7 protein-coding genes are annotated in these 12,920 nt (G+C 52.1%); 5 read left to right on the forward strand and 2 right to left on the reverse strand.

Features of this window, described 5'->3' with window-relative positions:
* Positions 1-238: 238 nt before the first annotated feature.
* A complete protein-coding gene (gene metG / locus AB8516_RS09675) occupies positions 239-2,293 on the forward strand; it encodes a methionine--tRNA ligase (protein ID WP_369160205.1) in 2,055 nt (684 codons plus the stop codon).
* 57 nt (positions 2,294-2,350) lie between these two features.
* On the opposite strand, the gene AB8516_RS09680 is transcribed toward metG, so the two are convergent.
* A complete protein-coding gene (locus AB8516_RS09680) occupies positions 2,351-4,765 on the reverse strand; it encodes an RND family transporter (protein ID WP_369160207.1) in 2,415 nt (804 codons plus the stop codon).
* Positions 4,766-5,209: 444 nt separating this feature from the next.
* Here AB8516_RS09680 and AB8516_RS09685 point away from each other — a divergent pair, with 444 nt between their 5' ends.
* Positions 5,210-5,911 carry a response regulator gene (locus AB8516_RS09685; RefSeq protein WP_369160209.1) on the forward strand — a complete coding sequence of 234 codons (702 nt, stop codon included), beginning with the start codon at positions 5,210-5,212 and terminating at the stop codon, positions 5,909-5,911.
* Positions 5,911-9,951, forward strand: a complete 4,041-nt coding sequence (locus AB8516_RS09690) for a PAS domain S-box protein (protein WP_369160211.1) — start codon at positions 5,911-5,913, stop codon at positions 9,949-9,951. The genes AB8516_RS09685 and AB8516_RS09690 overlap by 1 nt, the downstream gene beginning before the upstream one ends.
* A gap of 198 nt (positions 9,952-10,149) precedes the next feature.
* Here the strand turns inward: AB8516_RS09690 and AB8516_RS09695 are convergent, their stop codons facing one another.
* Entirely contained in the window at positions 10,150-11,427 is a 1,278-nt protein-coding gene (locus AB8516_RS09695; RefSeq protein WP_369160213.1) for an O-acetylhomoserine aminocarboxypropyltransferase/cysteine synthase family protein, read from the reverse strand.
* Between the two features lie 319 nt (positions 11,428-11,746).
* Here AB8516_RS09695 and rsxA point away from each other — a divergent pair, with 319 nt between their 5' ends.
* Both rsxA and rsxB read left to right on the forward strand, forming a co-directional pair.
* Complete coding sequence (gene rsxA, locus AB8516_RS09700; protein ID WP_069122795.1) at positions 11,747-12,328, forward strand: electron transport complex subunit RsxA; 582 nt, start codon at positions 11,747-11,749, stop codon at positions 12,326-12,328.
* A gap of 13 nt (positions 12,329-12,341) precedes the next feature.
* A complete protein-coding gene (gene rsxB, locus AB8516_RS09705; protein WP_369160216.1) occupies positions 12,342-12,920 on the forward strand; it encodes an electron transport complex subunit RsxB in 579 nt (192 codons plus the stop codon).

The following is a 12,920-nucleotide window of genomic DNA, read 5'->3' on the forward strand; positions in this document are numbered from 1 at the left end:
GTTTGTCTACCTAAGCACTGCAGGTCGATTGTTGGATCCGCCGTTTGCTCTAAAGCACTCGATAAGGCAGGCAGTTTGGATAGTTAAAGCAATGGCAATAGTCTATGAATAGCCATTTGCATGCATTTGCGGACTTCCCGCATTCACACTCTTTTCCACCAATGGCACGTTTATTTAATCGGTTGTTGTGCGATAATTGTTCGTTTTACAACTGACCCGCTGACGAGTTTGAAACCAGATGAACCAGACAGCCCGCAAGATCCTGATCACCAGCGCACTGCCCTACGCCAACGGTCCGATCCATATCGGCCACCTGGTGGAGTACATCCAGACCGACATCTGGTCACGCTTTCAGAAGATGCGCGGGCATCAGTGTATCTACGTCTGCGCCGATGACGCCCACGGCACACCGATCATGCTGCGCGCCCGTCAGGAGGGCATTGAGCCGGAGGCCCTGATCACCCGGGTGGCCAAGGAGCACCAGACCGACTTCGCCGACTTCCGTGTCGACTTCGACAATTACCACTCCACCCACTCACCGGAGAACCAGGCCTGCGCCAACACCATCTATGAGCGCAACCGGGATGGCGACCATATCGTCAAACGCACCATCACCCAGGCCTATGACCCGGTGGAACAGATGTTCCTGCCCGATCGCTTCATCAAGGGTACTTGTCCCAATCCCAAGTGCGGCGCCGAAGATCAGTATGGCGATAACTGCGAGGTCTGCGGCTCCAGCTACTCACCGGCAGAGCTGAAGAACCCGGTCTCCGCCATCTCCGGCGCGGTACCGGAGCAGCGCGAATCGGACCACTATTTTTTCAAACTGGCCGACTTCGAAAGCATGCTGAAAGGGTGGACCGGCGGCGGGCATGTCCAGAGCGAGGTCTCCAACAAGCTGGGCGAGTGGTTCGAGGCCGGGCTGCAGGAGTGGGATATTTCCCGCGACGCTCCCTACTTCGGTTTCGAGATCCCGGACCACCCGGGCAAGTACTTCTATGTCTGGCTCGACGCACCCATCGGCTACATGGCCAGCTTCCGTAACCTCTGCGACAAAACCGATGGGCTCGACTTCGACGAGTACTGGGCAGAAGGTAGCGAGACCGAGCTCTATCACTTCATCGGCAAGGACATCATCTACTTCCACACCCTGTTCTGGCCGGCGATGCTGCACGGCGCGGGCTTCCGCACCCCCAGCGCGGTCTACGCCCACGGCTTTCTCACCGTGGACGGGGCCAAGATGTCAAAGTCCCGCGGCACCTTCATCAAGGCCCGCACCTACCTGGATCACCTCAATCCTGAGTACCTGCGCTACTACTTCGCCGCCAAGTTGGGTTCCGGTGTGGACGACATCGACCTCAACCTGGAGGACTTCGCCCAGCGGGTCAACAGCGATCTGGTAGGCAAGGTGGTCAATATCGCCAGCCGCTGCGCCGGCTTCATCACCAAAAGGTTTGACGGCAAGTTGGCGGATCAGGTTACCGAGCAAACCCTGTTCAACGACTTCGTCAACGCCGGCGAGGCCATTGCCGAACACTACGAGAAGCGGGAGTTCAGCCGCGCCGTACGCGAGATCATGGCCTTGGCCGACCGGGCCAACCAATATATCGATGAACAGAAACCCTGGGTGGTGGCAAAAGAAGAAGGGAAGGAAGCGGTGTTGCAGGCCATCTGCAGCGACGGCCTCAACCTCTTCCGCCTGTTGATCGGCTATCTGCGGCCGATTCTGCCCGGTACCGCCGAGATGGCGGAGGCCTTCCTGCAGATCGAGCCCTTGACCTGGGAACAGCTGAGAACACCATTGACTGGGCATCAGATCGGTAAATTCAAGCCGCTGATGACCCGGGTCGATCCAAAGCAGATCGAGGCGATGCTGGAGCACTCGAAAGAGGATCTGGCGGGGCAGGCACCTGCCCAGACGGCCAAACCTGCAGCTGACTCTCCCCTGGTCACAGATCCCATCGCCGATACCATTCAGTTCGATGACTTCGCCAAACTCGACCTGCGAATCGTGCGCATCGCCAAGGCAGAGCACGTTGAGGGAGCTGACAAGCTGCTGCAGCTGACTCTCGACCTGGGCGGCGAGACCCGCAATGTCTTCGCCGGTATCAAGTCGGCTTATGCTCCGAAGGATCTGGAAGGCAAGCTCACCGTGATGGTGGCCAATCTGGCGCCGCGCAAGATGCGCTTCGGCATCTCAGAAGGTATGGTTCTGGCGGCTGGACCTGGAGGAAAGGATCTCTACGTCCTCAATCCCGATCAGGGGGCGCAACCGGGGATGCGGGTGAAGTAGAGGTAAGCCGGGTTGTGCGTACAGATCCGAGAGGTTGTTTAGCAGCCAACCCGGCAATCAGTAATCATTTGCATTGATCTGTGGATTATTGGCAAGTCTTCGCAGCAGCAACAATCCACCGATCGGCCTGACTATGACGCGGTACAACCATGCCTCTGCATTTTTACCCGGTGTACGCATGAGCAGTAATGCAGGCATGATCACCAGGTTGGAAAAATAGGCTGCCACGATTACCAGCGCACTCAACATACCAAAGCGGGCGATCGGTTCAAAGCCGGATAAAACCAGCACTCCCAATCCTATAAACAGTGCCAGACTGGCCGTGGTAATCGGGATGAGTTTGTGTTTCATCGCACAGCGCACCGCCCATACCGGGTTTCTGTACAGGTTCAGGGCGGATCTGTAACAGACCATAAAATGCATGGTGTGATCGATACAGATACCCAATGCAATCACCGCTATCATCGATGTCGCAGCATCCACCTTGATGCCGCAACAACCCATCACACCAAATAACAGAACAATCGGAAATCCATTGGCAACTGTTGCGACCAAACCAGCCTTATAGCTTGAAAACAGCAGCGACACCACTGCAAGAATGGCGCCCAGCATTAACGCCAGAGAGGTCAGCATACTTTGCGACATAAGCTGATGGGCTTCACTGGAAGAGATCGTTGATCCGACTAATGTAACATTAAGGGCCGGATCAATGTGCTCATCGAGAAACGTCTTCAGCTCTTCCAACGCCCGGTGCACCTCTTCCGATGCCGCAATTCCATGGCGGACGATAATTGCTGTACTGCTGAAATCCTCCACGACCACAGAACGCATATTTTTCATGTCGACCAGGCTGGTTAACCCTTCGATTATCTCATCATCCTGAGGCAGTTCATTGCCACGCCCATCGTTCATTACACGATTCAGTAGAACCAGGTAATCTACCAATGACACTGAGCCGTGAAAAACAACGGATGCGTCAATATAGGTCTGGATTTCGCTGATTTCATCCAGGTAACGACGCTGGTTGAAAGTACCTTCGACGCGTCCATCTAAAACGACAAAAAAGTATTCTGTTCCATTGATGCGGCCTTCCAGCGACTCAATGCGTTGTTTCACGTCAGAACCGTCGGCAAAATAGTCGAGAAAGTTATTATTGAAATTCAGATTCAAACCATTCGAAATTGACGCCGCCAATACCACACCTGAGAATGCAAGCAGCTTACTTTTATGTTTCAGAATCAGTTTGGATAAGGTATTGCTTAGCATTTCAAACACTGCCATTCCATAGTACTGATCATGTTTGGACTTTGTCATCCTGGCACCAAAGAGTTTTAACAGCACGGCAAGCAGGACAACAGTTACAAGAAAATTGACCAACAGCCCGGTCGAGGCCACCCAGCCGAATTCACGCAGCATATTGATCGGACTTGTACCAATTGCCACAAAACCTAAATAGGTGGTAATGAAGGTTAACACTACCGCCAAACGCAAACGTCGAACCATATATCGGATGGCAGCACCTGTGCCAATACCTGAGCTGTGTCCTTTCAGGTACTCAAATATAAGATGTATGTCTTCAGTCGAACCGATTATTACAATCAACACCGGTACCATCGAGGTCATGATGGTGAACGGCATACCGAGGAATGCCATGCCACCTAGTAACCAGATAATACTGATGATAGAAGTTAATATCGGTAGTAACGCAAGTATCAAACTGCGAAACATCAATGTCAGAACCGCCAACAGCAGCACCAGACTGAGAGGGATCAACGATAGGAAGTCCTGCTGTATCGATCTGCTTGCCTGCAGCCCGATATAGTGCGTGCCAAGCTGGTAGAGCTGATCGAAATTTTCCTCATAGGGTTCCAGGAGATTCTCAATCTCGTTTGCAATCCGATAACCGTTATCGTGCTTCAGTTCACCGGCAACCAACTCAACGGTGAGAACCATCATTGTACCGTCGTCAGATAACAGGTTTCTATGCACCAATGCGTTTGCACGGGCATCGCCGATAATCCGATCGATCTCTTCGGGAGTCGGGTCAACACGATGGATGAAGGGATCCGTGTGGACAGTTTCGCCTTCCACCCTTGGATTAGGTGTATTGAAGAGACTTTCTATCCTGTTTACAAATGATTGGCTTTGCAACTCTTGAATGATACTTTTGACAGCGCGCAGGCTCTCCTCCGCGAATAACTCTCTATCCTCGATTACAACTAGGGCCATATTCTCGGCGCCCTGTTTAAACTCATCAGATAACAGCATGGAGTCATCGTCGGCGGTTGCCAGCGAACGCGGTGAAACATCAATCTGCAAAGAGGGCAACTGGATTGCGGCCCACAGTGTAATGCCACCGAACAGCAGTAAAATCCATACCGCATACCGAAGTGTCAACACAGTCGCCTTGCGCGACAATGACACCCGTTTCAATTTGTTTACCAAGGCTGCTCGTTGACCGACACCATGCATTGAAGCTTTTCCTGTAATGTCGTGTTGAATCACTTAAATAGAAGAATAAGGGTGGCGGGTATCAATAAAATTTCGTGGACTGACGAATTTGTAGAAATTGTTTCCTGTAACGTGAACACAAATGAAACACACAGTGCTTCTGGGTTGTTTGGTTGATGAATAATGATGGTTGTGGAACCGGTGATTATTCCAACCCGGGACAGGCTCATCAAACATACAATCCGATATTAAAACCTCTCATACTTTCAACCATTTACTGATTATCATTCCTACTGATATCTGGCCCACAACAGAAAAATTCTATACGCGGATCAGGGTGACGGAAGAACCGAAGTTTGTCAGTATCTTCAACGCTCTGCTATTTTTGTTTTAATTGTTTCAAACAAGTATCCCGTCGAGTTGGAATTCTGCATAATCGGGAATAGATAATGACCAGAGTTCATCATGACTGAAGGCACCTCCTTGCTCGTCGTGGATGACGAGCCCGAGATTTGCGAAATTCTGCTTGAGTATTTCGGACAGCAGGGTTTTATCGTACTCAGTGCATACAGTGCAGAACAAGCCCGTCCGCTTTTCAATAAAAAAGTCCCCGATCTTGTCATTCTCGATATCCGTATGCCTGGAGAGGATGGTTTGTCTCTGGCACGCTGGCTGCGTGACACCCATCCAAATGTAGGCATCATCATGCTGACGACTGCCGCCGATGTTGTTGACCGTGTTGTCGGTCTCGAAATCGGTGCCGACGACTATGTCGCTAAACCTTTCGATTTGCGCGAACTGCTGGCTAGAGTCAAGAGTGTAATACGCCGCCGACATCAGGCAGATCCAACCGAGATTACTGAAGGCAGGATAAGGATTGGCGTATGCGAACTCGACCTAGACATGCATAAGCTGTTCGACGCTTCCGGACACGAAGTACCTATCACGGCAATGGAATTCGACCTGTTGCGTGTGTTCACAGAACATCCCAACCGTGCCCTGAACCGAGATCAGATCATGGAGCTTGCCCACCATCGCGACTGGGACGTATATGATCGATCCATAGATCTACGCATCATGCGCCTACGACGCAAGATAGAGCGGAATCCGGAAAAACCGGATACGATCAAAACCGTTCGCGGTGTCGGTTATATGTATGTTCAATAATGGATATGCCAAATAAATCGATACAGGACACGGCAAGCTTCCACAGCGAAAAGGCATCAGTGGACCACCTGTACGTTCGCTATCGCCGGACCTTACTCATCATTGTCCTGCCGCTGTTCGTCATTATCACCATTCTTGCCGCAAACCAATACCAGGACCAGCAAGCACAGGTGGTCGACAATCTCAGGCAAACCACTTCGAGTTATGCCTTTGCACTTGACGGTATCGCCAAGCAGGCCAACGATCATGTACTGCAATTGAAAGCCTGGTCGGAAAACTATCTTACCAGTCCACCTAGCTATCCCAGTGATCTGCGTAACCATTTCAAGCCCAAGATGATGAACGGACAATTGGACGCCTATACCCTGGACGATGTACCAAACGATAAGCGCGCATTTGTCGGTCAATTGGTATGGAATGGCCAGGATCCACGCCAGACAGGCATAGGTGATGTCAGTATCGACCAGGCATTGGAATTTTTCTCCCTGGCCAGGCTCACACACGATGTCTCCGATTATTTTCAATGGTCCTATTTCTTTGCCACGCAATTGAATTCAGTCGCAGTTTATCCCTGGTTCAGTACTGAAGAGATCCTCGCAGCCAGTGGCATGACCTCTTTACGGGAATCTATTGATAAGTGGTTTGAATATGAAATCTACCAGGCGGGTACACCACAAAATAATCCGGAGCGCAAAACCTACTGGACCGCACCCTATATCGATGCTGGCGGAACGGGTGCAATGGTCTCCCTGGGTGCCCCTGTCTATCTTGATAATGAGTTTCACGGCATTGTCGGCACCGATGTAAAACTTATCACCCTGGAACGTTTTCTGCAGAATTTGAAACCCACTACTGGTCGCTTGTTGATATTAAACAAACAGCAGATGTTACTGGCGGATTCCAATGGTGCACCACCCGATACGATCATGTCGGCAGCGGAGCTGTTTCCCGATGTATTCGGTGAACAATGGAAACCTAAGTATGTACAGGATAATCCAGCATATCGGGATACTAACGGCCATATACTGGTAACACAGCAAACCCGTCATGCACCATGGATTCTGATCTATCTGGTCAGCCATGACGAAATGTTGGCACTGTTGATTCCCCGATTACTTCCCTACGCAGTCATACTCGCCACTCTGATAGCTACTCTGTTTATCGCGATTAATATTTTACGCAAGCACTATATCGCACCGGCGCTGAGCCTGGTGGAGTATATACATGACGCTTCGACAAACCCGACAACGCAAGAACCTTCATTGCCCAGCCTGTGGCAAAAATGGGCGGACCTCATTTCCAATACATTCAAGGTAAATCATCGCGCACTACAGATGGTCAGGGAAAGCGAAGAACGCCTGCAACAAATTTTGAATAACTCGTCTGCAGTCGTTTATGTGCGTGATGTCGAGGACCGTTTCATCCTTGTCAACCAGCCCTTCGAGCGATTACTGGACACCTCCTCTCACGAGGTTTTGGGTAAAAAGCTGCACGAAGTTTTTCCACAAAAGACAGCTGATGAATTTCGAGCCAACGACCTGCAGGTCATCGAACGTAACACGGTACTCGAATTCGAGGAGACCGTTACCTTCGATGACGGCTTGCATACCTATATCTCCAACAGGTTTCCGTTGTATGACAGTAATGGCGATATCTATGCAGTCTGCGGTATTTCCACTGATATCACCGAGCGCAAGCGGGCTGAGGAAGCGCTGCGTCAGTCCGCACTTGGGATTTCCAAGGCGCATGGCAAAGACCTGTTCGATACCCTGGTCTCATACCTGTCACAGGCAACAAATGCCGACTATGCTCTGATCGGTGTTCTGGAAGGCAAGGAACACATCCGCACACGGGCGTTATACGCTAGGGGAGAAATACAGGACAAAATCACCTACCCGCTGCAGGGTAGTCCCTGCAACAATGTAATAGGCCAGAAATTCCGTTTTTATTCACGGAATATACAGCAACTGTTTCCTGAAGACGAGCTGCTGGTCGAGATCGGTGCCCATAGTTACGCCGCGATCCCACTGTTCGATTCCGCCGACCGGGTTCTTGGTCTGCTCGCAATTCTTGACAGCCGACCGCTGCACAATCAGGCCCTGACCGAATCATTGCTGAAGATCTTTTCAGGCCGTGCCGCCAGCGAGCTTGAGCGCGAGCGTACTGACAACGAGCTCCGCGAATCCGAGATCAGCTACCGGGAAATCTTCGAGACATCCGAAGCCTGCATCTTTGTACACGACATCGAAACCGGTGCCATCCTCGACGTCAATGAACGCGCCTGCAGCACCTATGGTTATAGTAAGACGGAACTGCGCAATATCGATGTTGGCCAGCTAAGCTCAGGGGTGCCTCCCTATACGCTTGAAGATGCAGCCCGCCTGATCAAGCGCGCGATCGATGGTGAGAAATTGCATTTCGAATGGCACCGCAAAAACAAAGATGGCAGCCTGCACTGGGATGAGGTATACCTGCGCCGTGCGTCAATCGGCGGGCAGGAGCGAATCCTTGCCTTCACTCGCGAGATCACCGCGCGCAAGCAAGCCGAGGCTGCGCTTCAGGCGAGTGAAGAACAGTATCGTTCCATATTCCAGGCCACAAGTGACGCGTTAATCCTGTGGGACAGCACCGGCCAGATGGTTGACGCCAACCCAGCGGCCTGGCACATGGCCGGTTATAGCAAACAGGAGTTTTTCTCTAAACCTTTCCGTGAAATCATCCATCCTGATTCGATGGATGCCTATAACCGATATCGTACTAAAGCGCTGGATAATAAGGCGTCGAGCATGGAAATCCGTGCAATTCGCAAAGATGGTGCTGTAATCGACCTGGAATCACGCAGCATTCCAATGCCTTATCGCGGTCAACCCCACCTTTTATCGATCACCCGTGACATCACCGAGCAAAAAAGGATAGCCGAGGAACTGGCACGCCAACGCGAAGTATTGAGACAGAGCGAAAAGCTGTCTGCTATGGGTGAACTGCTCGCCAGCGTGGCACATGAACTTAACAATCCTCTAGCCATCCTGATGGGGCGGACTGCGCTGCTTGAATCCAAAATCAGCGACGAAACCATCCGACCGGATGTTCAGAAGATACACATGGCGGCGGACCGTTGCGGCCGCATCGTACGTACCTTCCTCTCCATGGCACGACAAAAACCACCGGAGCTGACCCTTGCCAGCCTAAACCAGGTAGTTACCAGTGCAGTGGATCTGATGGCCTACGCACTGCGTACCGCCGATATTGCTCTGGTGATGGACCTGGATGAGGATCTGCCCGAATCACTCATGGACGCCGATCAGATAGGACAGGTCATAATCAACCTGCTCGTAAATGCACAACACGTGTTGGAAGAGTGCTCATGGCCACGTAGGATCATAATCACAACCGGGCAGCAGAACAACCGTCTCTTTTGTCGCATCGGAGATAATGGACCGGGTATTGCTGAAGAGGTCAAACCACGGATTTTTGACCCCTTTTTCACAACCAAGGAAGCCGATATAGGTACTGGGATCGGCCTCTCGGTCAGCCAGGGCATTGCCCGCGATCATGGTGGTGAACTCTGTCTTGATGCGAGCGAACAGGGTGCCATCTTTTCATTGTGGCTGGATTTGAAACTATCCGACAAAGCCGACACCAAGCAATCTGATATAGATGACGTGCAACCATCCCTGCAGGAACATATCCTGATAGTCGATGACGAAAGCGAGATTTCCGAGCTGCTGGAGGAGATTCTGACATCGGCGGGACTCATGGCCACCCGGGTCAACAGCGGGCGCGAGGCGTTGGACTGGCTGGGAGACCATCGGTGCGATATCCTGCTGTGCGATATTCGCATGCCGGATATGGATGGACCGGCACTCTGGCGTATTCTGCAAGAGAAATATCCCGTGCTCGCTGCTCGCACCGCATTCATCACCGGCGACACCCTGTCGGCGAGCATATCACCATTTCTTAGGGAGACTGCGCGGCCATGGCTGGAAAAACCGTTTACACCGGAACAAGTATTGGAACTGATCGCCGGCCTGAACAACTAGGCCGCCGGGGGATATGGGTGAACAAGGAGAGTAAAGTAGGATTGAATATCTGTCCGCTAATGGGCGCCAATAAACGCAAATTAAAAAAGATCGGATCTCATTAGACGGATCCGATCTTTATTTCATCCACTTTGGGGCCTGCTTGCATAAAGATTTTAACGTCCATTCGCGTTCATTTGCGGACTCATAAAATCTTGCTTATCCCTTCGCCGCTTCCAGCGCCTGGCTGATGTCGGCAATGATATCGTCCACGTGTTCGATGCCGATGGAGAGGCGTACCATGTCCGCGCTTACACCCGCGGTTGCCAACTCATCTTCGCTCAACTGGCGATGGGTGGTTGTGGCGGGGTGGCATGCCAGTGACTTGGCATCGCCGATATTGACCAGGCGCAGGATCATCTGCAATGCATCGATGAAACGGGCGCCTGCCTCACGGCCTCCCTCGATACCGAAGCTGAGGATGCCGGATGCCTGTCCCTTGGTGACCTTTTGGCAGCGTTCGTAGTGCGGACTCTCCGGCAGGGCTGCATAGTTGACCCACTTCACCTGCGCCTGTTGCTTCAGGTATTCCGCCACTGCGAGGGAGTTTTCGCAGTGCCGTTCCATACGCAGCCCCAGGGTTTCCAGGCCCTGCATGATCAGAAACGCACTATGTGGGGAGAGCGCGGCACCGGTATTGCGCAGCGGCACCACCCGGCAACGACCGATATAGGCGGCCGGGCCAAGCGCCTCTGTATAGACGACACCGTGGTATGAGGGATCAGGTTCATTCAACATCGGAAAACGCGCCTTGTTTCCCACCCAATCGAATTTACCCGAATCGATGATCACCCCGCCGACCGTGGTGCCATGACCGCCGATATATTTGGTGAGCGAATGGACGATGATATCGGCACCGTGATCGAAGGCACGGCAGAGATAGGGGGTGGCCACCGTGTTATCCACGATCAAAGGAACGCCGTGACGATGGGCAATCTCGGCCAATCTGTCCAGATCCACCACGTTACCCGCAGGATTGCCTATGGATTCGCAAAACAGGGCCCGGGTCTTGTCGTCAATCAGCTGTTCAAGCTTCTCATAATCGTCGAATGAGGCCATACGCACTTCAATCCCCTGACGCGGGAAGGTATGCGCGAAGAGATTATAGGTGCCCCCGTACAACTGACTGGTACTGACGATATTATCACCACTGCTGGCGATACATTGGATAGCATAGGTAATGGCCGCCATTCCCGACGCCAATGCCAAGGAGCCGATACCACCTTCCATCTCGGTCAGGCGCTGCTCCAGCACCGCCGTAGTGGGATTCATGATACGGGTGTAGATGTTGCCGACCACCTTGAGATCGAACAGATCCGCACCATGCTGGGTGTCGTCAAAAGTATAAGAGGTGGTTTGATAGATGGGAACCGCAGCTGCCTTGGTAGTGGGTTCCGATTCATAGCCGGCATGTAGCGCCAATGATTCTAATTTCATATTCACTCCTCATCCTCTATTTTTCGTTATGGCCTGTTTTTCTGACAGGCACCTGTTATTAGTCACTCCGGACAGGCGAGGTAATATTGACCCAAGACTACATCTAAATTATTGGAATACCCACCCATCGTGAGGGTTTCAGGCCTGATTTTATGGCCTGATACACTATTTTATCGCCATAAACCGTGCCATTTGCGGCATATCAATGCGGTAAATGGTCCGGACACGCATAGTATCGTGAAATTACCCATTAGACACGAGTTGTAACCAATTAAACAGCCGCTTATCCTTACGCCAACACGTATTGACAGTTTATTTTATGCAAGAATACGCCCTTATCCTGATCAGCACCGTGCTGGTGAACAACTTCGTCCTGGTGAAATTTCTGGGGCTGTGTCCATTCATGGGTGTCTCCCGCAAGTTGGAAACGGCAACCGGCATGGGGCTGGCCACGACCTTCGTACTCACCCTCTCCGCTATCTGCTCCTATTTGGTGAATGAGTATCTGTTGATTCCCCTCGGTTTGGAATTTCTCCGCACCATCGCCTTTATCCTGGTGATTGCGGTTGTGGTCCAGTTCACCGAGATGGTGATGCATAAAACCAGTCCCATGCTGTACCAGGTGCTGGGTATCTTCCTGCCACTGATAACCACAAACTGTGCCGTGCTTGGTGTGGCCCTGCTCAATACCCAGGAGCAACATGGTTTTATTGAGTCCGCACTTTACGGATTCGGTGCCGCTGTGGGCTTCTCACTGGTCCTGGTACTGTTTGCCGGTATTCGTGAACGGGTTACCGTAGCGGATGTCCCTGAACCACTGCAAGGAAACGCAATCGCATTGATCACCGCCGGTTTGATGTCCATGGCCTTTATGGGCTTCGCGGGACTGGTCGCCTCGTAAGGATCACGTATCAATGTTAGTTGCCATCTTGACTGTTTCCACCCTTGCCGCCCTGTTCGGCCTTCTGCTTGGTTATGCCAGTATCCGGTTTCACGTGGAAGGAGATCCGATTACTGATCAGATAGAACAACTGTTACCCCAGACCCAATGCGGTCAATGCGGTTTTGCAGGATGCCGCCCCTATGCGGAGGCCATTGCCGCTGGCGAAGTGGAGATCAATCTTTGCCCCCCCGGTGGAGAAACCACCATGGTCGCACTCGCCGACCTCCTGGGGCGGGATCCCATGCCCCTGGATGAAACTGTTGCACAGGAGAAACCGAAATCCATCGCATTGATCAAGGAGGAGGAGTGCATCGGTTGCACCCTCTGCCTGCAGGCCTGTCCGGTAGACGCCATTATCGGGGCCGCTAAACAGATGCATGTCGTTATCTTTGACGAGTGCACGGGTTGCGAACGTTGCCTGCCGCCCTGCCCTGTCGACTGCATTGTGATGCAACCGATAGCATTGAATACGGGAAATTGGCGCTGGCCCTTCCCACAAAGCGGCCTGGAGGAGATTGCAACTCCCGACGCACTCAGGAAGGCAGGCTGA

The organism is Candidatus Thiodiazotropha sp. LNASS1 (assembly GCF_964212655.1).
In the GTDB taxonomy this organism is placed as follows: domain Bacteria; phylum Pseudomonadota; class Gammaproteobacteria; order Chromatiales; family Chromatiaceae; genus Thiodiazotropha.

Bases quoted from the DNA above. Each gene is read 5' to 3' on its own strand.
- metG (WP_369160205.1), top strand. From the start codon at position 239: ATGAACCAGACAGCCCGCAAGATCCTGATCACCAGCGCACTGCCCTAC.
- AB8516_RS09680 (WP_369160207.1), bottom strand. From the start codon at position 4,765: ATGCATGGTGTCGGTCAACGAGCAGCCTTGGTAAACAAATTGAAACGG.
- AB8516_RS09685 (WP_369160209.1), top strand. From the start codon at position 5,210: ATGACTGAAGGCACCTCCTTGCTCGTCGTGGATGACGAGCCCGAGATT.
- AB8516_RS09690 (WP_369160211.1), top strand. From the start codon at position 5,911: ATGGATATGCCAAATAAATCGATACAGGACACGGCAAGCTTCCACAGC.
- AB8516_RS09695 (WP_369160213.1), bottom strand. From the start codon at position 11,427: ATGAAATTAGAATCATTGGCGCTACATGCCGGCTATGAATCGGAACCC.
- rsxA (WP_069122795.1), top strand. From the start codon at position 11,747: ATGCAAGAATACGCCCTTATCCTGATCAGCACCGTGCTGGTGAACAAC.
- rsxB (WP_369160216.1), top strand. From the start codon at position 12,342: ATGTTAGTTGCCATCTTGACTGTTTCCACCCTTGCCGCCCTGTTCGGC.